Source organism: Streptomyces sp. NPDC089799, assembly GCF_040684755.1.
Classification (GTDB): domain Bacteria; phylum Actinomycetota; class Actinomycetes; order Streptomycetales; family Streptomycetaceae; genus Streptomyces.
The window spans coordinates 67,769-90,814 of record NZ_JBFBGR010000034.1 but is presented as its reverse complement, the minus strand read 5'-3'; the positions used below and the strand labels follow the sequence as shown (position 1 = coordinate 90,814).

Genomic DNA, 23,046 nt, shown 5'->3' with positions numbered 1-23,046 from the left:
AACCGCGGCGCGTTGCGCCTCGGGGGCCCGCAAGCGGGCCCAGTGCCGGCCCTAAAGGGCCGGGGTCCTCCGCGTTGCGGAGGACGGTTCGGGACTCCGCTTCGCTCCATCCCGAACGGGCCCGCAAGCGGGCCCAGGGGACTCCCGCGCGCAGCGCGGGAGGTGACCCCGTTTCACGGGGTCCGGGTCTCCGGCCCGTTGGGCGGGTCCGCTCCGCTCCCCCACCCGGGTCTTTCCGGCTCCGCCTCCAGGACCAAAGCCCCGCTCCGCGGGCCAGCCGGCAACAGGGGAAGCGGCTGGGTCAGCCCACCACCATGACTTTCTGGGCTTGGCGCCCATTGGGGCCGTCCTTGATGCCGAAGACCACCCTCGCGTTCACCGCCAACGTCCGAAAGCCCTCGGCGATAATCTCGGTGTGATGGACAGGGACCTCCTCACCATCATCGGACTTGATCGTCCCCCACCCCTTCGCATCATTGAACATCGTCACCGTGCCATTCGGCATGCCTGCGCCCTTTCATCGTCCAAGTGGGAACCAGCCGAATCCTGCCACTACGCGATACGACGGAAACCATCCAAACGGGTGTCAGGCCCGGATCCTGCCCTCCACCCGAACGGCCCGCTGCGCGGGCCTGGGTGACCCCGTTTCACGGGGTCTGGGCTTACGGCCCGTTGGGTGTCCGCTGCGCTCCCACCCCTGGTCCTTCCGGCTCCGCCTCCAGGACAGGCCCGCTGGCGCGGGCCCGGCCAGCAGCAGGGGACGGGGCTCAGATCAGGCGGACCTGCTGGGCTTGGGGGCCGTTCTGGCCTTGCCCGATCTCGAACTCGACCCGCTGGCCCTCGTCGAGGGCCTTGTATCCGGTGCCCTGGATCTCCGAGTGGTGCACGAAGACGTCCGGACCGCCCTCGTCCTGCTCGATGAAACCGAACCCCTTGTCCGCGTTGAACCACTTCACGCTGCCCTGCGCCATCGCCGCATGTCCTTCACGCTCGCGTCCGCGGCCCGATTCGCCGCGGTACAAGCCGATCCTGGCGTGCTTCCCCGTCGCAGAAAACCCCGGCGGGGAGATGTTGACTCGACTGGGTGAACGGGTCCCAACGGGTCCCCGGGGCGGTACAGTCATCAGTGTGCATCAGACTGGGATGCGGTGTGTAGCATCCCGAAGATCTGGCCACTCCCGCCCGGCGGTCTTTTTCAACCGGAGTTGTCGCCGGTCAGTGAACCTGAGCAGTGGTCATGCTTGTGACCTGGTGTTGTGCACTTGGGTTGATCGGCTTGGTGGTGCCGGTGGCTCATTGAATCTGCGCGGGGTCGGGGATCGTCAGCCGTCTGGCCTGGGTGTTTCTTGGCTGGCGATGTGGGTACGCAGGTTGTTTGGTTGCTGCGCAGATTCACTGGTCCTTGGTCTGTGGCCAGGGGGGTGTCGCTGCGCTTGGGTGGGGCCTGGGGTGAGTTGGGTCGGTTCTCAGTGGAAACCAGGTGTGTCTCATCCGTTCCCTGACGTGGATCGTCAGGCACCATGGCGCCTCGGGAGAAGCGTTGAAGGTGGCAGCTGTGGGATCTCGTCGATTCTGGTTGCGGGTGGGCGTCGTCGCCCTGTTGCTGGCTGCAGTTGCTGTAGCCCTCGCTGTGCCTGGTGTTGGCAAGTGGATCGTGGCTGCAGTCCTCGCGGGTCTCGCCTCAGCTCTCGGCGGGATCGTGGCCCGTGGTGCTGATAAGGCCATCATGCATGGTCGAGATGCCGTACTGGTCTCTACACCGCCAGCTCCACTCACTGTGCGGACTGAACAGGAGATGATCCTGGTAGGACATGTTGGCCCTCTTCCCGAGGATCTGACAGCGGTGCGTTCCGTGGACTTGGTGAGCATCCACAGGTGCGTCGTGCGCGTGTTTGTCGAAGCTGCCGTTGATCGTGCTGTGATCCTCACCAAGCTCGACGTGCAGGTGCAGTCACGCTGTACCCCACCCCCGATCGGCTACGTGTTCCTGCTGAAGGATGAACTGAACAATTCGTATTTCGAGATCCCCAAGGAGCGTACTTTCGAGGTGGATCTCGGCGGTCCAACGCCTGTGGTGAGGCCGGCCGAGGGTGTGCCGGACTTCCCGTACGCGGTCTCGCATCTGGAACCCGAGCATTTCATCCTTAGGGCTTCTGCCAGTACGCCAGGAGATTTCAGTTGGCGCGTCGGTGTCCATTGGATTTGTAAGGGCGAGTCAGGGGTCGTCGTCGCTGAGCAGGAAGGACAGCCCTTCCGACTGGTGAGCCCTGGGCCGTCTGAGCCGTGATCGATAGCCATCTGGCCTTGGTGGGTGGGCCTGGGGTCGGATCGGTGTGGCGGTTTTCTGGGCGTCATCTGCCTTGTTGTCCGAGGGGACACCCAGGGCGGACGCCGCGTCCGTCCTGGGCGGCAAATTCCTCGGCCGCGCCCTCGGCCCCGGCGACATCCTGGAGTTCCTGCGGCGGGCCGGCCTGGACCCCGATGACATCCCACTGGACGACGCGCTGCTCATCGAGTGACGCGGCGGCGGGTCGGCCGTGTGGAGTCCGACACCGACGGGGCCTGAGCTCACCAGTGCGGGCCGGGTCAGACAGTGGGTGAGGCCGCGCACTCATAGCGCTGGTAAGCCGCGCCAGTCCAGCAATAACCCGGCCTGGCGTGCGGGCGCGCCAGGACTGCGCGGCCGCCGAAGTCCTGGCGCGTTCCGCGGAGGCGGCATCGGGCAGTTCAGCCAGGCAGCCTGGAACCGATCCGGAACCGCAGCTCACCGGCCGCGTCGCGGACCTCCCCCTCGCTGTCGTCATCGAGCCGAGCCAGAAGAACCATCAGGGCGCGGGCTTCGCCCTCGGTCAGCAGGGGACAACGGGGCTCCTCCACGTCGGGATCGAGCAGCGCGTCCAGCAGGTAGGTGTCCATACCGGAACAACCTCTGCCTCGGACGGCGGGTCACGCTTGCTGCGGTGGCACGACATGCAGGTTGGCGGCTGTGAGCGGACAGGGTCCTACTGCATCAGGCTGGTGACGCCGCCTGGACTCGCCGTTGCCCGGCGCGGTGCCGGTCTGCTGCCATGCCACCCACTGACCCCCAACGGCCACCCCAGGGCACCAGCGGCGGCGATACGGGAACCGAGCCCCGCGCGGTGGGCCGACCAGCAGGGCAGCTTCGGAGGACGTCCCGAAGGACCCGCCGGCGCTCATCCGCCTGCCACGCGCGGTGTCCCCGGCTCACCCCGCAGCGCTCGGCCAGGCTCCCACCGTGCGGGACACTCCCCCGAGCCGGCCCCGCCCCATCGAGGCAACCTGGAGGCCGAAGAACACCTGCGGGTGACGTTCTGTCACGAGCAGGCAACAGCAGCCCCACCCGCTTCGAGCCGCACATAGCGTCCAAGGCCACACCGCCGATGCGACGGCGGCCCTACGGACAGGACGTGACCTCTCTTGCCCATGCCCCGAACCCGCCACCTCACCGCCGGTACCGCCCTCACCGCCGCCGCGCTGCTCCTGGTCCCCGGCCAGGCCACCGCCGCCGGAACCCTGCGCATCTCAAAGATCTGGTACGACTCCCCCGGCAGCGACACCCGTACCAACACCTCACTCAACGGGGAATGGGTACAGATCACCAACGGCACGGCCACTGCGGTCAGCCTCAAAGGCTGGACCCTGAACGACGCCTCCCGCCACACCTACACCTTCGGAGCCTTCACCCTCAAGCCCGGCAAAACCGTCACCGTCAAAACCGGACGCGGCACCAACACCACCTCGACGCTCTTCCAGCAGCGCGCCGCCTACGTCTGGAACAACGACAAGGACACCGCCACCCTCCGCCGCGCCAACAAGACCATCCACCACACCTGCGCCTACAACTCCACCCGCTACGACTACAAAACCTGCTGACCGGACAGGGCGTGCCGCACCCGCCCGCAAGAACCAGGCGACTCGCCAGCCCCGCGGGCCAGGCGAGTGCCGCGCATCCGTGGCAGTGGACCACCCGGTCACCGCTCTGGCACCCGCCCACGTGAGCCGAACGGCTCTTGCGCGCGTCCCGCGCAGCAGGCCAGGGGCGGGTACAGGCGCGAGGCCGCCACCCTGGGGGGGACGGCCCCTGCCTGCGTGCGGCCAGCTACGGGGCGGGGGTGAACTCCACAGCCGTGTCACCGCAGCTGGCCGCGATGACCAGCGGCCGGTCCCGCTCCGCCTCGTCCACCGCCAGGCCCCACCGGAGCTTCGTCGCGGTCCACTCCGCCCCATACCGGCAGAGCGCTTCGCTGCCGGCGGCAGCCATTCGGCCGGGTCCTGGTCTGCCTTCGACCGGTGGCAACGGGTGTGTAGCGCCCCATTAGAACCTGTTCTAAGCATCGAAATCGCAGGCCAGGCTGTCTGATGGACGGGAGGGCGACGATCAGACGTCGCAGTGCTGGGCTGGCTCTCGCTTTACATCGGGGACGCCGATCTCGGGGGTAGTCACGTAGGGGACCATCTCGGCCGGGCGGCTGTGGGGCATAACGTGCAGCCCCGTGTCGTCGCGGACCCATCTCCTGCCGTTCGCGTCGGTGAACCGGATCGCCACCGGCGTCGCGTTCTCGTGGAGATACTCCCGGGAGAAGTCAGGGAAGTGGGAGATGGCGGTGCGGAACGAGCCCGGTGGGAAGGTCAGGCGGGTGCACGGAGTCAGGGTGCCGAATCCGAGAGGCACACGGCGGTCATCGACGCGATCGCCGTCCAATTTTCGAACCTCGAAGACCAGTACGAGAGCGGTCACGGGGTCAAGTGAACGGTTAACGACGACCAGGCCGTATCCAGCCTCAGGCTGGATGTACCAGGAGGTCACCCGGCCCGCCTGATACCGGCGGTCTTGCTCCAGCTGCTGACGGATGGCGTTCACACTGGACAACGCCACCATGCCAGAGAAGAGCAGCCCTAGCGCCGCCGCGAGGGCCGATACCAATGCACCCCAGGACCCGATGCGCAGCCAGCGGTCAGACGCCACCCCGGCAGGCCGAGCCGGCCTGCTCGGCCGACGGATCCTGGGGCGCATGCGCCGCGAGCTACGCATGGCGTCATCATCCAGGCCCGTAGCCACTGCCGCACTGCGACTGGACCGCCCGATCCAACGTCGGCCGGGCCGCCCACAGGCCTACACCGGGGCGAATACGCCACGGAGGCGGGGCCCTCTGCGGCCGCCCGCCGCGGCCCCCGGCGGAGCTGTACCACTCGGGCGCCCATGTGGACACCGCAGCCTGTGCCGCCGCAACAGCGAACGGCGCGACCGCCCGGCCCGCCCGGCGCCGCCCGGCGGGCCGGCGACGGCGCGGGGCCGACTCCCCGACGGGCGGCTCCTGCCCGAGCTCCTCGCCTGCCCCCGATCCCCCGAGCTGGCCGACTCAGCCACCAGACCGTGGCGGTGGGGCAGATGCCGGCTAGGCCGGACCTGTGTGTGCACCTCCCACCGGTACGCCGGGCACTACGGGCCCGGCCACGTGCGCCCGCAGTGCTCCCCAGGGGTGCCGGTCAGGAGCGTCCGGTGTGGCTGAGGGCGTCGGCGAGCTGGTCGTGGCTCATGCCGGAGCGGCCCTTGATCCCGGCCTTCGCGGCCTTCTCGTACAGCTCGGCCTTGGTCAGCGACCGAAGCGACCCGGACCCCGACCCAGTGGTGCGCTTCTTCGCCGCCGGCTTCTTCCCCCGGCCCGCGGTGGTGGTCCTGGAGGTGCTCGCCTTCTCGCCGGTGTCTTTGGGTGAGCGGGCCCGTTCCACGCTCGCCCGCAGGGCCTCCATCAGATCGACCACGCCGGTGGGCGCGGCCGCCGGCTCGGCCTTCTCCACGCTCTCCCCCGCCGCCTTCGCCTCGATGAGCGCTTTCACCTTCTCCCGGAAGATGTCGTGGAAGTCCTCGGGATGCCACTCCAGGGCGAGGGCGTCGATCAGCTGCATCGCCATCTTCACCTCGGCGGCCGTCGGCTCGACCTTTCCGGGCAGGTCGGGGACCTCCTGATGGGGGTCGCGGATCTCGTCGGCCCAGTGCAGCGTGTGGAGGGTGAGCAGGCCGCCCTCGGATTTCAGGGCCACCAGGTATTCCCGGCCCCGCATCACGAACGTGGCGATGCCGGCCCGGTTGGACTCCGCCAGCGCCCGCTCCAGCAGCGCGTACACCTTCCCGTACTGCTCCCCGCGCGGGCCGAGGTAGTAGGTCCTGTCGAAGTAGATCGGCTCCACCGTGTCCAGATCGACGAAGCCGGCCACCTCGATCGCCTTCGACCGTCCCGGGGCGATCTCGTCCAGCTCCCCCGGCTCCACAAGGACGTACTCCGCGCCGGTGTCGAAGCCCTTCACAATGTCGTCCAGACCGACCTCCTCCCCGGTGCGCTCATTCACCCGCCGGTTCCGGATCCGGTCCGAGGTACCCCGCTGCAGCTGATGGAAAGAGATCGTGTGACTGTCGGTCGCGGTGTACAGCCCGACCGGAACCGACACCAGCCCGAAGCTCAGAACCCCGCTCCACACGGGTCTGGCCATCGCCGCTCACCGCCCTCTGCCGTCCCCCGGGGCCGGGCGTCTTCCCCGAGCGGGGACAGCTCACCCCTGCCGCTCGACCGGATTCCCCGCGGCGGGCCGTCAGGGGTCGGTCAGGCCCAGCTCGCGGGCGGTACCGCAGATCGCGCACGCCTCGACCCCGGCATGCCGCAGCACGTCCAGGGCCTGTTCCCGCGTGGCGGGCCGGGTACGGCCCGAGGCCAGGCGGCAGTCCCCGGCATGCACCAGCATCGGAGCGCCCTCCCGCCCGATCCCGTACTGGATCTTCCACTCCACCACCGGAGCCGGCACCGGGCCCGCCCGGGCCGCCTCGGCCACCCGCTCCCCCCTCTCGATGTCGGCGATCCGCTCCCGTATCAGCTCCAGCAGCAGCACGCACCACTGCTCCAGCACCCGCAGCCGGCCCACGTCCGGCGGGAGCAGCCAGCCCACATCCCGGTCGGCGTCCACGGCGGCTACGCCTCCTCCGGCACGCAGGACTCCACCTGCTTGAGCGCCATGCGGGCCTTCACCCGCTGATCGCCCTCCACGGTCGCCCAGAACTCGTGGGTGACGAGGGCTTCGGCCAGGCGCCGCATCCGCCGCTCCATCCGTGCCCGCGCCTGCTTCTGTTCATCGGTGTAGCCGGGGCTGGCCGGGACGTCACCGCGGTGGGAGTAGCGGTGGTCGGACGCCTTCCAGCCGGGCATCGGCTCCACCGACCAGGGCAGCTCGGCACACAGGCGACGGTGGTCGGCGGTCACGCGATGCAGCTGGAGCTGCAGGGCCCGCAGGCGCACGGGATAGTCGTAGGCGGTCACAGCAGTATCGTATAACTGTTCGAATCCCTGATTCCGCTTAGCCGCGGTCGGCAGACGAGTGAACGTGACGAGGTGATCTCCATGGACTTCCCCGAAGACCTGATCCGGCTCAGGCAGGCCCAGATCAGCCTCTACAACCGCATGACCGCCGAGCCCGCTCTGCGCACCACCCTCGCGGCCGAGCTGGTCCGAGCGGGCCTGGCCGTCTCCGGCCACCCGTACTGGCGTGATCACCCGGCCACCTTGCAGGCCCGCCTGGCACTGGAGGACGCCGCAGCCGCTGCCCCGGGCGGCGAAACAGCCCGCGCTGTGCGCCCCGCCTTAGAGTCCGGCCCGTCTTCGGCAAAGTCCTCGCTGCCGCATCCACCGCAGAGCAGGTAGCCGGTCACGGCCTGCCCGCGCTGCTCCGGGCCGCCGCACGGCACGCCGTGCGACGGATGGCCGACGCTCATCGAGTGGCGCGGCGGCGGACCGACCGTGTGTGAGCCCGGACACCGGGGCCTGAGCGCAGCAGTGCGGGCCGCCGCCGGGCAAAGGGTGGCGGCCTGTACTGCTGCGCCGGGTCAGACGGTGGGCGAGGCGGTGTAGTCGTGGCGTCCGTAGCCGCGGCCGTCGCCGTGCCAGTCCAGGAACAGGGTGGAGTCGGCCAGGGCTCGGGGGCCGGCCCGGTGGCTGATCGTCGGGGTTCGGTAGTGGCCGTTGTAGTTGCCGCTCGACGTGCTGTCTTCCAACCGGTCCTCGATGGCGGTGAAGTCGCGTTCGATCACCACGGGGTCGGTGCCGTCGCGGGACTGCTTGATCTGCAACCGCAGCTTGGCCCCGTCGAAGATCGTCACATCGTCCACTTCGCGGAACGCGGTGCCGTCCCAGCGTGCTTCGGCGTAGGCGTACACGGTGCCCCCGGACCGGGCCGAGCACGTCTTGACCGTGATCTTCCAGTTGTCCGGCCACGGCCCGTCATAGCTGCTGTCGTCAATGTCCTGCGTGCTGGACGCACACTTGTAGGCCGGCGCGGCCGCGGCGGTGGGCGCGGCCGGTGCCGCCACCGCCACCACGGCCAGCACCGCCAGGGCGGCCGTCTGCTTGATGATGTTCATGAGCGGTCAATCCCGGGGGCACCGGCGGCGACACGGCCGATCCCCGAATCCGCCACCGATGAGGTACGGCTTCCCGCATGTGTCCGGACGCGCGGGGGCAGAGTCAGGTGCGCTCCAGGGGGGCTCGGTTCGTATGCCGAGGCGTGGTAGTTGTCACCGTCACCACGTAGCCTGCGGAGGAAGCAGGTCAAGGCAGTCGGGCTGTCACCGGAGAGGCGCTGCAGTTGTCACACCAGGCCGATGAGTGGGTCGTTCGGGTACCTGTGCGCAGCATTCCTCGCGAGGAGCTCATCGCCATGCTTGGCGAACAGACCCCGGCATGCGGACCTGCCCGTGACGCCTTGACGGCCGGAGGTGCCTTCGAGGTCGGGGACGGTCTGGTCCCCGCCAGCCGGCACGCGGGGGTGTTCGCGATCCGTATCCGCACAGCTGCTCGGCGCGGCCACACAGTCGGGGGCCTTGCCGCGTCGGTCGACATCCTCCGGCAGGCCGGGGAAGAGCGTGTGCGTACCGGTTTCATCGACTCCGTGGACCGATCGTCCGTGTTCACGATCTTCCTGAACTCTTCGGCGACAGAAGTGCTGGCCTGCGCAGGTGGACTCCGGCCCCACCCCCTGCCGCCGCCGGCAGACGCCCCCGAGTGACAACAGGCTTGCCCTGGTGTCAACTCTCTGCTTCGGCTGAGTTCGGGACGCCGCCAAGGCGGCTCGGGGCAGCGGGTCAGAACGAGATGTCGACGTAGTCGATGTCCGTGAACTCCACCAGCAGATCCGCGGCCCGTCGGCCTCCGTCCTTGAAATAGGACTCCTGCAGGCCCTGGGCGGCGAGGGTCTGCAGCTCGGCCTCGGTGGCGCCTGCCTGCTGTGCGCCGAGCAGGCGGCCTGCGAGTTCCGGCGGCAGATGCTGGGTGATGCGGCGCATCCGACCGTCGTCCGTGCTGCCCGGCGCGGCGGTGAAGCCGAAGCGGGCCCGGGTCTCGATGACCAGGCCGGTGCGTTGCGCCGCAGCCTTCGCCGCCCTCGTACGCATCCGGGGCTGCCACCGGCGCCGTACCTCGGTTGCCATCCGGCCGGCCAGCTTCGGGCGGGGCTGCTTGATGTCGCCCTTCACGTACCGCTCCACGGTGCGCTGGCTGATGCCCAGCAGCTGCGCGACGGCCTTCGTGGTCTTCTCCTGCTTGACCAGGTAGCGGATCTGCGCACCTGCGCTGCGTGGGATGGGACGGGTGAAATGCGCCTGCTCTGCCCTCTGCAGGCTCTCGCCGACTATGCCCATGCTGCTCCCCTTGGACCTGCCCCGCGCGGGACGACTTCGTGATCGTACTCACCGAGGTCCCGGGCGCTACCGGCCCGGCTCGGGGACTGCAGGGTGCCAGATCGCAGGCAAACTCCCCCCGCATTCCTCCGCCACAGAACGGAAGCCCCGTGGTCCGCGGTGGACTTCCTGCGGGCGGAGGCACGCCAGCAGCGCGGCCGCCAGGCCGTGGTGCGGAGTCACCCACCGGTCCCAGCCACGCTGCTGATGCTTTTTGTCCGTCACGGTCGGCACCACCCGAGACTCAGAGCCGGTGCTGCTGTCCCCCTCCTGCAGACAAGGCAGATAGCCGCACGCGAAGCGCGCTCAGCCACAGGGGGGTGGCGGTGGTTCTTAGAGGTGGAGCGCGGCGTTTTGGCTGGTCAGAGGCCCGCGATTCGGAAGATGTGTCAGTGCAGCACTGACACATCTCACTGCGATACGTCAGTAGTTGCCGGCGTATCGAGCCCCTTTTGTTGCAATAGCGCAACTGATCTACCGTCAGGTCAGTGCGCTGCGACAGGGTTTGGTGGCAGGAATGCAACAAAAGGGGCGCCGGGTGGTGAGTTCCCGGCCCTGGGTGGTGAGCTGTGCAGCTTGTCGTGATCAATCCGTGACGGGTACGGGGTGGAAGCGGTGAGCGGGCCGGTGACGTCACCGGTGGAGTCTTTTGGCAGGGATGCGCCGGTGCTGTACTGACGTACCTCCGAAATGCGTTGCAGTACCGGCACGGTGGGCGTGGCAGTACTGCAACAGTCCACTACCCTGCTGACGCACAGGACGACCGAGGGGCCAGCGAATGCCAGACGCGTACGACTCCGCAGTGCCGATCCCGCCTCCGCGGCCCAGAAAGCGCCGGCGGCCCCTGCCCCCGGCACCGGCAGCCCGTGCCCCGCGGGCGGAGCAGGTGGAGATCCCGCCGGGACACGCGGCGCAGATCTACCCGCTGTCGACGGCCCGGGGGTTCATCGGCGGCTCCTACAGCATGGACTCCCTCGCCTTCATGCTCTGGGCCGCACGCCGATATCAGGCTGCAGAGCACCGCTTCGTCCTGGTCGTCCTGGTGGCTCTGATCGGCCTTCAGGAAGTCGGCGGACACATCGAACGCACACAGGAGCAGATCGGTGACGAGATCGGCGGCTACAGCCGGGCTCACGTCGCCTGGGCACTCGCAGTCCTCCAGGACGACGGGGTACTGCGCAGGGTCCGCCGCGGCGTCTACCAGCTGGTGCCCTCAGGGGCGCTGCGCGGGGGGATCAAGCCTGTGCCGGCGGGTCAGCGTAGGCTCCCGGGGAGTACACCGGAGCGGGTCCACCAGCTCGACCTGCTGAACGAGATCCTGGCGGACCCCGACGCGCCCGAGGCTTTCAAGGCCATGGCGGACGTGGACGCACAGCTGCCGGCCGGACCCCGGCCAACGCGAAAGGGGAAGTGATGACCGTCGCATCGGCCGCCTTGCCGTGGCCCCGCAACGAGCACCTGCAGATCTCCGTCCAGGGCCTCGCCTACGTCCCCCGACTGCCTCCCACGGCGTACGCGATGCTGCTGTACATGCTCACCCAGCAGCAGCCCGGCGGCCTCGTCCGGGCCACACACGGCGAACTCGCCGACGGCCTGGCCCTCGACCGCGGCGTCATCAGCCGCGCCATGCCCAACCTCGTCGCCGCCCGCCTCGTCTATCCGGTCGGCCGTGGCCGGCTCCAGCTCCACCCCATGCTCGCCTCCTACCCCACAGCACAGGACCGTGCCGCTGCCATGGCTGCGCTCGCCCCGGAGGACAGGCTGGACGTCGGCCATTTCGAAGATGAATACGACCGGCGGCTGGCCCAATACCAGGAGGACAAGGCCAGGCGGAAGGCCAAGCAGCACAAGACACCCGCACTCAGCCACCTGCGCAGCGTCTAGTGCTCTGACCGCATAGGTTCGCCGGGTCCATGGCTCGGCACCGGTTACCGCGGGTTGGACGTCGGGCTGTGGCACGATGCCGCGATGATCACCTCACCGATCCCGCCCGTTGTCCCCGCAGGCCACCTGGCTCAGATGGAACAGCCCGTGTTGGCTCTCCCTAGCGGTCTTGAGCTGCGCCCCTGGCGCGTCAGCGACGCCGACGCTTTGGTAGCCGCCGCTCAGGAACCGGCCATTCGCCAGTGGAACCGGCTCGTCGTGACGTCGCAGACGGAAGCAAGCAAGCGGATTGAGCGCATGCACGAGCGGTGGCAGAACGAGCAGAGCGCGATATGGGCCATCGCCCGGCCCGACGGCGGTCAGGCCGTGGGCTTGATCGGTTGGGGTGACATCGACCTCAATGGCGGCAGCGCCGAGATCCTGTACTGGATTCTGCCCTCAGGGCGCGGTCGCGGCACCATGGTCGAGGCCACGAAGCGGGTGACCCAGTGGGCGTTCGACGAACTCGGTCTGCACCGTCTCCGGCTGTGCCACTCAGTAGCCAACCCGGCGTCGTGTCGAGTAGCGGCGAAGGCCGGCTTCTCCCTCGAAGGCACGATGCGCAGCGCCTTGCTGCACGAAGACGGGTGGCATGACGAGCACCTTCATGCCATGGTCCATGGCGACATCTGATGCTGTGACGAGTGGTCAGGCTGCGGTTTGCAGTGGCCTGCCGCCCCAGCGGACGCCTCGTTCGCTGCGGATGCGGGCGCGTTCGCGTCGTTGGGCGGCCAGGACGTCTGGGTGGCGGGCGTTCTGGTTGCGCCAGCGCAGGTAGGCGTGCAGGGCCCGGGTCTGGACGGTGTGGTTCGGGTGGTTCGAGTTGGCCAGGGTGAACTGCCGTAACGGCCCGAAGTGGGCCTCGATGGGGTTGGCCCAGGACGCGTAGGTGGGCGTGAAGCACAGCTCGACCTTGTTCCGGGCTGCCCACCTGCGGATCTTCCAGTTCAGGTGGGCGGAGAGGTTGTCGAGGATCACGTAGATCGGAGCGCCGTCCGGACGGGCGGCCCGGATCGACCGCAGGGCGGCCCAGGTGTGGTCGATGCCCTTGCGGCGCCGGTTGACACCCCACAGCTTGTCGTCGCCGGTGGAGTAGCAGCCGTGGAAGTAGGTGATGCCATGGGTGCGGCGGTAGGTGGCCGGCAGCCTGTCGGGCCTGTTCTGTTCAGCCCAGCAGGAGCCGGCGGTGGGGCGGATGCCCAGCGGCCCGAACTCGTCGAAGGCGAACGTGCGGTCCGGACGCTCGTACTCGATCTGCTCCAGCTTGACGTCGAATGCCGGGTCCGGGGATTGCTTCCAGGTCTTCGTCCTCTGGAAGGTGATCCCACGGCGGGCCAGTAAACACCGCAGGGCCTCCCGGCCGATCCGAACGGGCCGGGCCATGTTCCTGCGCAGGTGATCGACCAGTTTGCGGACCGACCAGCGGGTGAAGGGCTTCCCCAGCATGGTGGGCCGGGTGGTGGCCGTCTGGATCACGAAGCCCTCGTCGTCACTGCTCAGCAGGCGGGGACGGCCTCCCGCCCACCGAGGGTTGAGGCATGCGAGCCCGATCTCGTTGAAGCGGTGGATCACGTCCCGGACGGTGTCCTCGTCTGCCTGGACCAGCCGCGCGATCTTGGAGGAGCTGCGCGGGCACGAGCAGACCTATCGGGACCTGGCGGGGCGCCTTGGGTTCCCGGAGCCGACGGAAAACGTCACCTCTGCGTGATTGCCTTGATGAAGAGCGGCTCGCTATCGTTCCGCGGTGGTGCCCTCCAGCCGGTATTGCAATCGCGTCCGCGCCCGGCAATACCGGGTCTCGTGGATATTCAGGAGCGGCACACCGGGCTGGGGCGACAGACCGTCTTTCGCCGGACAGGTTGTCGGGGTCGCCCACGAATGGCCAGTACCACCGACCAGGAAGCGGCTCCAGAGTCACTGACCACCCCCGAACCCCGGCAAGCCAAGCCACAGAACGCCAGCCCCTCACAACCCGCAGATAAGCACCGGCGCCAGGGTCGGCGCACGCCCCCACCGGCATCAGCCACGCTTCCTCAAAGACGACACGCTGCTCGCGCCCGCTGAAAGCTCCCGTTCACGGCGGGCTCCAGTACCACCGCGCCGCGCGGGCCCGGCACGCCCCTCGGGCGGGCCGGGAACGCGCCGAGCCGGGGGTTCGGGGGCTGCGCCCCGAAGACCTCAGCCCACGGTCATCCCGAGCGGACCGGGGAGACCCGCCCGAGAACGCCCGTCCCAGCTGCTGAGCCCGCCTGTCGACAGGATCCCGTACCTGCCTGCGTCGCCTGCAGGGGGTCCTGGTGCCGGAACCAGTGCGGTGGTTTGAGGGTCAGGGTTCAAGCGTGGGGGGCGGGCGGGTTTGGAGAGATAGCCACAGCCCTGTGACCAGCAAGAACGAGGTGGTTCTATGCATCGTGGGTGCATCCAGCGATACGCCTTGGGGCCTGTTGTATGCAGGTAGCCGCATACAGGCTGCAGGTCAACATCGGCGCGGCGACCCGGCGCAAGAAATATCTTGGTTGGTATGTTGTGCATGCAAGATCCGCACACGAAGGAGCAGCCCGTGGTCCAGCCCGTCCGGCAGCCCGCGTCCGTGCCGCAACAGGCACGGCTTGCTCCTGCGCCGCTGGCGCCGGCCGCCTTCGACCCACAGGGAATCAACCGCCAGCTGGTCAAGGCGCTTCAGAACATCAGCCGCAACGGCGGCATGATCACTGCCGACGCGCCGCCCAAGCGCTACGGCCTCCAGGGCGGCACCCACGTCAACGTCTCCCAGACCCTGGTCGAGAACCTGTGGCGGTGGAAGCTGCCGGCCACCGCCCGGGACATCCTGGACCACATGGCAGCCACCCACGACGAGGACGGCGTGGTCAAGGTCTCCCAGAAAGCACTCGGCGAGCACTTCGAGTGCTCCCAGTCGAAGATCAGCCGCTCCATCGGGGTGCTGAGCAAACACCACTTCGTGTGGAAGGCTGCACGCCGCGGGTGCTACCAGCTCAATCCGACCTACGCGTACCGGTTCGGCAGCCGGAAGCACCATGCCCTCCTGGCCCGCCTCGGGGAGGATGTACTCAACGCCCACACCATCGTTGTCCCTCTGCCGGAGAAGAGGTCCCGATGACCGCCGTCGCCGCCTTCCACAACCCCGAGATCTGGGAACAGCTGCCGAACGCGAAGCTGACCGGCTCAGCGCGTGATGTCCTGGACATCCTCACGGCCCGCCAGGAGCCCGGCGGCCTCGTCCGCATTCAGCAGAAGGAACTTGCACACCGGCTGGGCATGAGCCAGGCGGCCATCTCCCGCGCGATGGGCCAGCTGAAGGACCTCGGCATCATCCATCCCCGTACCAAGCAGGGCCAGGTCCTCATTCACCCCCTGCTGGCGGGCTACGAGTCCCTGCACCACATGGTCAACCACATCGAAGACCCCGGCACGCACCTCTGGCCGCTGAATTTCCCCACGGGAGACATCCGGCCACCGCGGCGCAGCGATGCCCGCACCGGGACCGACTTCGACCCTGACCCGGACGGTGGTGAGGACGCGCCACTGCCGCGGGCGCGTCCCACCTTCCGCCTTGCCGGTTAGCGCTGCCCGGTACGTGGCCGCGGCTGGTCCGGGCCTCCGCGCCGGAGGTGCCCAGCTTGCTCGGTACCGTCGCTACCAGCTCATACCGAGGCGTGTAAGGGCCTCGTGTTGTGCCGGGGGTGAGGCTGCCGGCTTGGCGTGCTGCGCGCTGTCGGTAGAGCCATGTGTCCAGGCGCAGCCCGTCGATTGTGTAGGGCTTCGGGACGCGCAAGTGGTTGTGCTCGGCGGCGTACCGGGCCGCGGCGGCGTAGGCGCGGTTCCAGACGGCGGCCAACTTGTCTTCCTTGGGCGGGAGGCGTTTGCGTCCCACAGGAGGGACACAACTCGCTTGTATGTCGTGTCGGAGTGACATCAATGTCAAGCCGAGGCGACATACTGCTGCGCGACTCCGCCGTAGCAGCCATGCCGAAGGGCGAGCGCTTGAACTCGCCTGGGCACGTGGAGCGCTACCGTTCGACTGTACTGCCTACCAGGACCAGCTTGCTGAGAGGCGTCGGCGTCGCGATGACGCGAAGCGTCGCGAGAACCTGAAAGCCGTGTCCTGACGCGGCAAACCCGGGGGCCTCGTCTCAATGGAGCTACCGAGGCCCGGACCTGAGCGACCTCGACCGGCGTAGCTGATCCCGGAGATCAAAGCCGCCGAACCCGAGCGTCTCACCGAACAGCGGCGGCCCTGTACGCCGCCCGCGTCGCCAACCTCGTCGCCGCCGGCTGACCTCACGTAGCCACCAAGGCGCTGCACCCCTGGGTGCAGCGCCTTCTTCATGCCCGCGATCAAAGCGGTAGCACTAGCCAAACCGGATTGTTCTGGAGCAGTAGAGCAACCAGCAGGCGATCCCCTGACCGACCAAGCACTGCGCGCTGCGGGCCTGCTCGCACAGCAGTGGCAGCAGCCGCGCGCCGGCGCGGAAGAAGCGGTCTCACGCAGCAGGCCAAGGCTGGCCTTGCTACACGAGTAGCGACGTGTGCCGCCCGGGCCGCGCGAATGCTGCGCTGCGCCGTGGAGAAGCCGGTACTGCACCCCTTGTGTTCTCCAGCTGCTTGGCGGCGGAGTCGGAGAACGCGATCCGGGCGCGGCGCGGGCTGTGCTGCGGGGCCATCAGGCGACGGCCGAAGGCTGAACTGCGAGTCGGGCGAGGTGGGCCTCGCGCAGCTCCTCCCACGGCGTGCAGTCCTCCACCGACGCCAACCCGTTGGCGGCGATGTCCTCCAGGACAGCGGCGAACTGGTCGGCGTTCTCGCGGGTCCTGGCCGCGTACGCGCAGACCGCGTCGGCGGCCGCGGGCTCCAGCTGCTGCCAGCGCGGCGGCGACTTCATCCAGCGTCAGGCCGTGCGCGACTTGCAGCCGCTTGCGCTCGGCCGCCGGCGGCAGAGCGGCGCGGGACGCAACCAGAGCGTCGACCGCGTCAAACAACCTTTCTTTGGTGAGGCGACGTTTCGCGTTGACGTTCCGGAGTGCAACCTCCGAAAGTTCTGCTGAACTACTGAGAATCAGAGTGGACGCAAGCTGCTTGTACTGCTTAACATCGAAGAAGAATCAAGAGGAACGGCTTTCGGGCCCATCCATGGCAGGAGATCGCATGGCCACGCTCAGCATCCATTTCGACCCCGCCGTCATTGCCCGGCTCACGAGTGCGAGCGGCGATGACACCATCCACGTGACGCTGTCCCTCGGCGGCGGTGCCGGTACGGCAGCGGCCTCGCCCGTCATCCCCCACGGGCCGCTCGCCGCGCTGATGCAGGCCGGCCTGCTCACGCCGGACACCGTCCTCACCTTCACCCAGCGCCGGGCCAACCGGTCGGGCCGCGCCGTGGTGACCGCCGACGGTCAGCTCATCGTCGACGGCCACTCCTCCCCGTTCCCCTCTCCGTCGAAGGCGGCGGAAGCCGTCACGGGCAACGTCATCAACGGCTGGACCCTGTGGCACACGCCCGACGGATCCACCCTGGACCAGCTGCGCCAGAAGCTGGACGTCCAGTAGGCAGTCCTGCGCAACAGCGCACCAGATCAGACCGGAAGAACGCGGCCAGGGGGCGTTGGTGGAGAAGGACGGCGGGCTGCTCGCCGAGGTGATCGTGGCGAAGCTGACTGCCGGCGCGGTGACACAGGAGCGCCCGGTGGTGGTGTTCGTGGCCGGGCAGGCCGGCAGCGGCAAGACGCTCGTGATGGACCTCGTGCACGCCGCCCTCGAACAGCGGGGTGGTGCAGTGCGAGTAGAGCGGGACGCCTACAAGGCCCTCCACCCTCACTACTCCGGCTTCCTGGCCCAAGACGTCCGGACGGCCGGGGTGCGGGTGCGGCCGGAGACCTACCGCTGGCAGGCCGAGGTCGAAGCCCAGGCCCGCGCCAGCCGGTACGACGTGGTGGCGGAGGAGGCCCTGGCCGACCCGGCCGGGTGGCTGGCCACGCTGGCCACCTACCGCGCGGCCGGCTACCGGATCGAGGTCGTGGCCCTGGCCGTGCCGGAGGCCGTATCCCAGCTCGGTGTCCTGGACCGGTACCTGCGCCTGGCCGAGGAGGGCCGGGCCCGGTACGTGGGGTGGGACAACCACGACGCCTGCGCGGCCGCGCTGCCCACCACCCTCGCAGACATCGAGACCGGACGCCTGGCCGACCGGGTCGTCGTCGTACGCCGCGGCGGCGAAGTCCTGTATGCCAACGAGCTCACGCTCTCTGGCTGGTGGCGCGACCCAGCCGGGGCGCGCGAGGCGCTGCTGGGCGAGCGGTTACGCCCGTGGAGCGCGGCGGAGACCGGCGTCTTCCGCCGCCAGCTCGCCGATGCCGACCGGCGTGCGCACGATCCGCAGCTGCCCCGGGACTGGGCCCTGGCGGTGCGACGCGACGGCGAGCGTGCCGCTGCCCTGGCCGAGCCGCTGCGGCGCGGTGCGCAGGCCCGCCGGGAGGCGCCCGGCGTCGACTACCACCGGCTCTCCGCCGAAGAGCACCGCTTCATCTTCGACGTGCTGATCGCCCCGTCGCTCCTGGAGGGCATCACGCCGCAGGAGCGCCCGGTCGCGGTGTACGTGATGGGCCAGCCCGGCTCCGGCAAGAGCAGCCAGGCTCGGGTGCTGCGCCGGGCCCTGCGCGGCGGTCCTGCGCAGATCAGCGGTGACGACTTCAAGGCGATGCACCCGGACTACTACGACCTGCTGCGCGAGGAGCCCCGTACGGCCGGTGAACGGATCCGGGCGGACTACCGGGCCTGGCAGGCGATGGCCGAGGCGGCCGTGCGCGAGCGGCGCGGTGACGTGATCATCGAGATCGCCCCCGGCAGCGCGGCCGGCTTCGTGGAGAGCGCCATGGCCTACCGGCGCGCGGGCTACCGGGTGGAGCTGGTGGTGCTGGCCGTACGGGCGGCGGACTCCCGGCAGGGCACCGCGGTGCGCTGCGCCGATGTGAACCGGCTGGGCGGTCATGGCCGGTTCACCACCGCGCAGGGGCACGACCACCACTTCGCCGTGCTCGCCGAGGCGGTGGCCGCGGCCGAGCAGGAGGCGGTGGCCGACTCCGTCATGGTGTGGGGGCGCGAGGGAACCGTCCTCTACCGCAATGACCGGACCCCGGAGGGCTCATGGTCTAGGCCGAGAGCTGCGGCGCAGGTGCTGCTCGCCGAGCAGACCCGCCCCTACACCTCCCGGGAGGCGGCGCGCTTCTGGGCCGTCCAGCGCCGCCTGCGTGCCGAGCTCCCCCACTTCCGCCACGACCTGGAGCAGATCGCGCGCCTGGCGCGAGCGTTGATGCCCGCCCACCTCCAGCCGCGCAGGCTTCCCGGCCCCACGGCCGTGGCCGCCCTACCGCTCCCCCGGGCCCGCGGCGTCGCCGACTATGAGCCGTTGGCCTCCAGGTCCTTCAGCCGGGCCGCGTAGAGAGCGGTGATACGGGCTGTCTCCTCGGCGTCGGCTTCCCTCAGCCGCGCCTGGTCCTGCACGCACTCCTGCTGCCGGGCGAGCAAGTGCTCCAGCCGCTCCGGGTTGGGGTGGGGCGCGCGGCGCTCGGCCAGAAGTTCTCGGGTGTACCAGGCCATCACCTCCCTCACCACATCAGCGGCGACCTGAGAGCCGGCCACGTCAGCCGGCTCGGAAGAACTGGAGGAAGACGCTGGATCGTGCACGGGGACCAACCTTCGCGGTAAGACGACAAAAGGATCATTATCGGTTGTGGCTGATATCCAGTCCACCACCCCCCGTGCACCGGACGTGCCGAGCGGAGAGTCCGCAACGTGCCACCGGGCCGCATAGGTTGGGGGCCGGACGATCACCTGTGGGGGGACCATGGCCGACAACCTGCGTGCGCTGTTCAGCTCCAACGACCCGTCGGCGTTCGACGTCGCGGAGGCGTTCACTGACCGCAACAGCCAGTGGGCGCTGGTGGCCGCCGCACTGGAGGAACACCTCCGCCGCGTCGCCGGCGGATCTTTCGACGTGGAGGACCTCGAGGCACCCCGCACGAACGTGATCGTCTTCCACGGCGTCGGCGGTGTCGGCAAGTCCACCCTCCTGCGCAAGATCGAGGCCGCGCTCACCGCTGCCGAGCACCGCCCCGAGCAGTGGGGCGAACCCACCTGGACCGAGCGGGTCCTGCCCATCCGGATCGACCTGTCGAGGGCCGCGTCGACCGGCTCGGACTTCGAGCGGGTCATCCTGACGATCCGCCTCGCGCTCGCCGGGGCCCTGGACCGCACGGTGCCGTCCTTCGACGTGGCGCTGAGGCACTACTGGGAGCACGTGCACCCCGGTGAGCCTCTGGACGAGTACGTCCGGCGGGCCGGGCTGGCGGGCCGCTTCGCCAACCTGCTGCCCGGGCAGCTGCGGGCCGGCGTCGGCGAGGTCGCCGCGGCCCTGGCGCTGCCCGGCCTGGTCGGCGCGGCAGCCGGCCAGGTCACCTCCGCGCTCGTCCAGGCCCTGCGCGAGCGCCAGGAACGGGCCCGGGCCCTGGCCGGGGCGACGCGAACGTCGGCCCTGCTGGCAGCCACCCCAGGCATGGAGGCACTCTCCTACTACCCGCACCTGCTGGCCTGGGACCTGAACCAGCTGCCCGCCAAGAAGCGCCTCACCCCGGTGGTCCTGCTGGACACCTTCGAGGACACCGCCGACCGCCACCGCGACTTCGAACGGCTGCTGCAGCGCCTGGTCTGGCTCATGCCCAACGTCTTCTTCGTCATCGGCGGCCGCAGCCGCGTGCAGTGGGCCGACCCCGCACTCCACGGCCAGCTCGACTGGACCGGGCCTGCCGCCTGGCCCGGCCTGGCCTCCTCTTCTTCCTCGCTGACCGTCCCGCAGCCCCGTGCAGCCGGCTCCGGCGCCCGGCAGTTCCTGATCGGCGACCTCTCGCCCGAAGACTGCGAAGCCCACCTCGCCCGCCGCCTGGTCCAAGACGGCCAACCCCTCATCAGCGCCGACATCCGGGCCGCGATTACCGCCCGCTCCCACGGCCTGCCCCTCCACCTCGACCTCGCTGTCAGCCGTTTCCTGGAGATCCGGCGCACCGGCCGCACACCCACCCCGGCCGACTTCGACTGCACCTTCCCCGCCCTCCTGGCCCGCACCCTGTCCGACCTCACCCCCGAAGAACGCCACCTGCTGCGCAGCATCGCCCTGCTGGACGCCTTCGACCTCGACCTGGCCACCCGCACCGCCGGCCTCGCCCAACAGGCCCCGGCCCGGCGCCTGGTCGAACGGCCCCTGGTCAACGAGAACCCGTACGCCCTGTGGCCCTACCACCTGCACCGTGCGATCCGCAGCGCCGTACAAGATGACGACCACAGCGACGACCGCTGGACCCCGGCCGACTGGCACCAGGCCGCCACCCGCGCCCTGGCCGCCCTTGGAGACCAGTGGACCGGCGCCACCGCGCTCGGCCCCAGCCGCATGCTCCTGGTCGCCTGCCTTCGCCAGGGTCTGCGCCTGGCCCGCGATCACCGCCTGAGCGACCTGGGCTGGCTCACCGCCGCCGCCCACGCCTACACCGACGACTCCGTGTGGGAACCCCTCTCCCTACCCACCGACACCACGGCGGAGCCGGCGCCGGACACCCCCGCCGACGCCCTGGCCGAGCTCCTCACAACGATCGCCCGCCGCCAGCACGAACACCGACAGCGCACCGCCGACCGCCTGACCGCAGTTCTCGACAGCGGGCTGCTGCCCGCGGAGCTCACCGAGATGGGCCTGTACTACCGGGCCAAGGCGTACAAGGACCTCAGCCTCAACGACGCCGCCCGCGCCGGGATGCACGAGGTGGCGGACTCGGGCGGCCGGTACGCTCCCCGGGCCCTGCGCGGCTTGGCCAACCTGGCACGCCTGTCCGGGGACTTCCCCACCGCGCTCGCCGCCGTCCCCACCCTGGGCTGGAAGGGACGCCACCACCGCGTCCTGGGCGACATCCGCTGGTCCCAGGGCGACACCGCACAGGCCGTCACCGCCTTCGAAGCTGGCCGCGCCGAAGCCGAACAGCACGGCGCCGCCGGTGAACGAGCCATGATGCAGGTCCGCCTGGCCCTGGCCGTCTCCTTCGCCGACCCCATCCGAGCTGACGACGAACTCGCCCTCGCCCACCAGCTCCTCGAGGGCCTCGATCAACGCTCCAACACCCTCCTCGCCCAGGTCGTTACCCTGATCAAGGACAGCGGAACACGCGACGTTCCCGACCGCGCCCGGAGCCTGAACAGCGACATCGAGGCCGCGGGCCTCCCCTTCCTCCACCGGTTCGTGGAACTCGCCACGGCCTTCCACCACGCCGTCCGCGACGAACACCAGGACCTCGCCGGCGCCATCGACCGTCTGCGCGAACTCACCACCAGCGGCGACTTCGCGTACTTCGTCGACATCGCCCACTTCATGGCCGGCCTGCCCCGTCCTGCAGGCTCGACCACGCAGTGGGCCGCCGACGAGGCGCACGTCCGCTCCCGATGGCACACCCTCGTCCAGGCACGGCAGGACTTCCTCGGGTGAAGGCCGCTCCCGTCCGCGCTACCGGTTGTTGAGCTCGAGCCGGATGCGCTCTGCCACGATCTCCCCGACGCCCAAGTCGTAGGCCGCATTCTCCAGCGTCCCGCGCATGGGCTCGCCCACGATGAACTGCCCCATCGCGGTGCCCGCCACGTACAGGCACACCGGGATCCAGATGCGCGACTCGCTCACCGAGACCTTGCCCGTCCGGTACAGGGCCGGCGCCGCCCCCGGACTGCGCTCCACAAATGCCTCGCCGGTCTGGAGCGAGGCGTGCGCGTACGACGACAGGTAGCGGTAGACGGGGTACATGCTCCGGATACCTCGGGACCCGACGAGGTTGGCGATCGTACCGATCTGCCCCTTGAGCTTCCGGTGGAGCTTCTCCTCGTCCTCGTCGGCGAAGTCGTACGAGGGCTCCTCCCCCACCTCAATGTCGGACGGCACCGGCCAGTCCACCTCACGGAGGTTGTCGATCAGCTTCTTCCGCCGCGCCCACTCGGCGTGCTCCATGGCCCGCAGGCCCATCTCCTGGTGCTCGGCCAGCCAGTCCATGCAGTGGGCGTGCTCAATGAGGTTCCGCATCAGCCCGGCCGCCTCGACGGTGAACTCGCTGTCGTACGAGCGCATCAGCAAGTCCGCGGTCCGGTTCGTGAACTGCCACCACCCGAGCATCTGGTGCGCGACATCCTGCTGCGCGGTACGGAACTGCGGGTTGGAAGCGACGACACGGCCGGCCTCTTCGAGGAGGAGGCGAGTGATCTTGTGCGCACGCTTCTGCGTGCCGGGGTTGTCCCCGAACTTGTACACCATGGATCGACGGTAGGGCCCGGACGTTGCAAGGACAGCGGGATAT

Annotated in this window: 26 protein-coding genes and 2 pseudogenes; 12 read left to right on the top strand and 16 right to left on the bottom strand. The window is 69.5% G+C overall.

Going from position 1 to position 23,046, the window contains the following annotated elements:
- Positions 1-301 precede the first annotated feature (301 nt).
- Both AB0O36_RS29755 and AB0O36_RS29750 read right to left on the bottom strand, forming a co-directional pair.
- On the bottom strand, positions 302-505 hold the full coding sequence (locus AB0O36_RS29755; protein WP_365115516.1) for a cold shock domain-containing protein: 204 nt from the start codon (positions 503-505) through the stop codon (positions 302-304).
- A gap of 262 nt (positions 506-767) precedes the next feature.
- Positions 768-971 carry a cold-shock protein gene (locus AB0O36_RS29750; RefSeq protein ID WP_365115514.1) on the bottom strand — a complete coding sequence of 68 codons (204 nt, stop codon included), beginning with the start codon at positions 969-971 and terminating at the stop codon, positions 768-770.
- A gap of 611 nt (positions 972-1,582) precedes the next feature.
- Here AB0O36_RS29750 and AB0O36_RS29745 point away from each other — a divergent pair.
- Complete coding sequence (locus AB0O36_RS29745) at positions 1,583-2,287, top strand: hypothetical protein (protein WP_365115512.1); 705 nt, start codon at positions 1,583-1,585, stop codon at positions 2,285-2,287.
- Between the two features lie 76 nt (positions 2,288-2,363).
- Positions 2,364-2,519 carry a hypothetical protein gene (locus tag AB0O36_RS29740; RefSeq protein ID WP_365115511.1) on the top strand — a complete coding sequence of 52 codons (156 nt, stop codon included), beginning with the start codon at positions 2,364-2,366 and terminating at the stop codon, positions 2,517-2,519.
- 208 nt (positions 2,520-2,727) lie between these two features.
- On the opposite strand, the gene AB0O36_RS29735 is transcribed toward AB0O36_RS29740, so the two are convergent.
- Positions 2,728-2,916, bottom strand: coding sequence for a hypothetical protein (locus AB0O36_RS29735; protein WP_365115510.1), 189 nt, complete (start codon positions 2,914-2,916; stop codon positions 2,728-2,730).
- A gap of 528 nt (positions 2,917-3,444) precedes the next feature.
- Here AB0O36_RS29735 and AB0O36_RS29730 point away from each other — a divergent pair.
- Positions 3,445-3,894 carry a lamin tail domain-containing protein gene (locus AB0O36_RS29730; protein WP_365115508.1) on the top strand — a complete coding sequence of 150 codons (450 nt, stop codon included), beginning with the start codon at positions 3,445-3,447 and terminating at the stop codon, positions 3,892-3,894.
- Positions 3,895-4,120: 226 nt separating this feature from the next.
- Here AB0O36_RS29730 and AB0O36_RS29725 read toward each other — a convergent pair whose 3' ends face one another.
- The 5 genes from AB0O36_RS29725 to AB0O36_RS29705 form a co-directional block, all read right to left on the bottom strand.
- Positions 4,121-4,282 carry a hypothetical protein gene (locus AB0O36_RS29725; RefSeq protein WP_365115507.1) on the bottom strand — a complete coding sequence of 54 codons (162 nt, stop codon included), beginning with the start codon at positions 4,280-4,282 and terminating at the stop codon, positions 4,121-4,123.
- A gap of 117 nt (positions 4,283-4,399) precedes the next feature.
- The gene (locus tag AB0O36_RS29720; RefSeq protein ID WP_365115505.1) at positions 4,400-4,882 is read right to left on the bottom strand and encodes a hypothetical protein; all 483 of its coding nucleotides are present in this window, start codon (positions 4,880-4,882) and stop codon (positions 4,400-4,402) included.
- Positions 4,883-5,508: 626 nt separating this feature from the next.
- The gene (locus AB0O36_RS29715; protein WP_365115504.1) at positions 5,509-6,510 is read right to left on the bottom strand and encodes a Ku protein; all 1,002 of its coding nucleotides are present in this window, start codon (positions 6,508-6,510) and stop codon (positions 5,509-5,511) included.
- Positions 6,511-6,609: 99 nt separating this feature from the next.
- Positions 6,610-6,978: a DUF6233 domain-containing protein gene (locus AB0O36_RS29710; protein ID WP_365115502.1), complete on the bottom strand. Its 369-nt coding sequence runs from the start codon at positions 6,976-6,978 to the stop codon at positions 6,610-6,612.
- A 5-nt stretch (positions 6,979-6,983) separates the two neighbouring features.
- Complete coding sequence (locus AB0O36_RS29705; RefSeq protein ID WP_365115501.1) at positions 6,984-7,328, bottom strand: hypothetical protein; 345 nt, start codon at positions 7,326-7,328, stop codon at positions 6,984-6,986.
- A gap of 81 nt (positions 7,329-7,409) precedes the next feature.
- On the opposite strand from AB0O36_RS29705, the gene AB0O36_RS29700 reads away from it, so the two are divergent.
- Complete coding sequence (locus tag AB0O36_RS29700) at positions 7,410-7,709, top strand: hypothetical protein (RefSeq protein WP_365115499.1); 300 nt, start codon at positions 7,410-7,412, stop codon at positions 7,707-7,709.
- A 182-nt stretch (positions 7,710-7,891) separates the two neighbouring features.
- Here the strand turns inward: AB0O36_RS29700 and AB0O36_RS29695 are convergent, their stop codons facing one another.
- Entirely contained in the window at positions 7,892-8,425 is a 534-nt protein-coding gene (locus AB0O36_RS29695; RefSeq protein WP_365115498.1) for a hypothetical protein, read from the bottom strand.
- Positions 8,426-9,145: 720 nt separating this feature from the next.
- Positions 9,146-9,700: an XRE family transcriptional regulator gene (locus AB0O36_RS29690; RefSeq protein WP_365115496.1), complete on the bottom strand. Its 555-nt coding sequence runs from the start codon at positions 9,698-9,700 to the stop codon at positions 9,146-9,148.
- Positions 9,701-10,625: 925 nt separating this feature from the next.
- On the opposite strand from AB0O36_RS29690, the gene AB0O36_RS29685 reads away from it, so the two are divergent.
- The 3 genes from AB0O36_RS29685 to AB0O36_RS29675 all read left to right on the top strand — a co-directional run bounded on the left by AB0O36_RS29685 (position 10,626) and on the right by AB0O36_RS29675 (position 12,295).
- Positions 10,626-11,153 (top strand): hypothetical protein, encoded by a 528-nt coding sequence (locus AB0O36_RS29685; RefSeq protein ID WP_365115495.1) that lies wholly within the window; start codon positions 10,626-10,628, stop codon positions 11,151-11,153.
- Positions 11,153-11,623: a hypothetical protein gene (locus AB0O36_RS29680; RefSeq protein ID WP_365115493.1), complete on the top strand. Its 471-nt coding sequence runs from the start codon at positions 11,153-11,155 to the stop codon at positions 11,621-11,623. The genes AB0O36_RS29685 and AB0O36_RS29680 overlap by 1 nt, the downstream gene beginning before the upstream one ends.
- 84 nt (positions 11,624-11,707) lie before the next feature.
- Positions 11,708-12,295 carry a GNAT family N-acetyltransferase gene (locus AB0O36_RS29675; RefSeq protein ID WP_365115492.1) on the top strand — a complete coding sequence of 196 codons (588 nt, stop codon included), beginning with the start codon at positions 11,708-11,710 and terminating at the stop codon, positions 12,293-12,295.
- A 15-nt stretch (positions 12,296-12,310) separates the two neighbouring features.
- Here AB0O36_RS29675 and AB0O36_RS29670 read toward each other — a convergent pair whose 3' ends face one another.
- A complete protein-coding gene (locus AB0O36_RS29670; RefSeq protein WP_365115522.1) occupies positions 12,311-13,276 on the bottom strand; it encodes an IS630 family transposase in 966 nt (321 codons plus the stop codon).
- A 946-nt stretch (positions 13,277-14,222) separates the two neighbouring features.
- On the opposite strand from AB0O36_RS29670, the gene AB0O36_RS29665 reads away from it, so the two are divergent.
- Positions 14,223-14,780 (top strand): hypothetical protein, encoded by a 558-nt coding sequence (locus tag AB0O36_RS29665; RefSeq protein ID WP_365115490.1) that lies wholly within the window; start codon positions 14,223-14,225, stop codon positions 14,778-14,780.
- Positions 14,777-15,244 (top strand): winged helix-turn-helix domain-containing protein, encoded by a 468-nt coding sequence (locus AB0O36_RS29660; RefSeq protein WP_365115488.1) that lies wholly within the window; start codon positions 14,777-14,779, stop codon positions 15,242-15,244. The genes AB0O36_RS29665 and AB0O36_RS29660 overlap by 4 nt, the downstream gene beginning before the upstream one ends.
- 127 nt (positions 15,245-15,371) lie before the next feature.
- Here AB0O36_RS29660 and AB0O36_RS29655 read toward each other — a convergent pair.
- The 3 genes and pseudogenes from AB0O36_RS29655 to AB0O36_RS29645 form a co-directional block, all read right to left on the bottom strand.
- Positions 15,372-15,596 (bottom strand): annotated as a pseudogene (locus AB0O36_RS29655) (helicase associated domain-containing protein); the annotation flags it as partial.
- A 747-nt stretch (positions 15,597-16,343) separates the two neighbouring features.
- A complete protein-coding gene (locus AB0O36_RS29650) occupies positions 16,344-16,562 on the bottom strand; it encodes a hypothetical protein (RefSeq protein ID WP_365115486.1) in 219 nt (72 codons plus the stop codon).
- Positions 16,543-16,659: pseudogene (locus AB0O36_RS29645) on the bottom strand (XRE family transcriptional regulator); the annotation flags it as partial. The gene AB0O36_RS29650 and the pseudogene AB0O36_RS29645, both read right to left, overlap by 20 nt.
- 166 nt (positions 16,660-16,825) lie before the next feature.
- Here AB0O36_RS29645 and AB0O36_RS29640 point away from each other — a divergent pair.
- The gene (locus tag AB0O36_RS29640) at positions 16,826-17,227 is read left to right on the top strand and encodes a DUF4357 domain-containing protein (RefSeq protein ID WP_365115485.1); all 402 of its coding nucleotides are present in this window, start codon (positions 16,826-16,828) and stop codon (positions 17,225-17,227) included.
- A gap of 58 nt (positions 17,228-17,285) precedes the next feature.
- Complete coding sequence (locus AB0O36_RS29635) at positions 17,286-19,112, top strand: zeta toxin family protein (protein ID WP_365115483.1); 1,827 nt, start codon at positions 17,286-17,288, stop codon at positions 19,110-19,112.
- On the opposite strand, the gene AB0O36_RS29630 is transcribed toward AB0O36_RS29635, so the two are convergent.
- On the bottom strand, positions 19,070-19,270 hold the full coding sequence (locus AB0O36_RS29630) for a hypothetical protein (RefSeq protein WP_365115481.1): 201 nt from the start codon (positions 19,268-19,270) through the stop codon (positions 19,070-19,072). The two genes, AB0O36_RS29635 and AB0O36_RS29630, sit on opposite strands and share 43 nt — an antisense overlap.
- A gap of 247 nt (positions 19,271-19,517) precedes the next feature.
- On the opposite strand from AB0O36_RS29630, the gene AB0O36_RS29625 reads away from it, so the two are divergent.
- Positions 19,518-22,193 (top strand): ATP/GTP-binding protein, encoded by a 2,676-nt coding sequence (locus AB0O36_RS29625; RefSeq protein ID WP_365115479.1) that lies wholly within the window; start codon positions 19,518-19,520, stop codon positions 22,191-22,193.
- A gap of 18 nt (positions 22,194-22,211) precedes the next feature.
- Here the strand turns inward: AB0O36_RS29625 and AB0O36_RS29620 are convergent, their stop codons facing one another.
- Entirely contained in the window at positions 22,212-23,003 is a 792-nt protein-coding gene (locus AB0O36_RS29620) for a DUF5677 domain-containing protein (RefSeq protein ID WP_365115477.1), read from the bottom strand.
- Positions 23,004-23,046 lie beyond the last annotated feature (43 nt).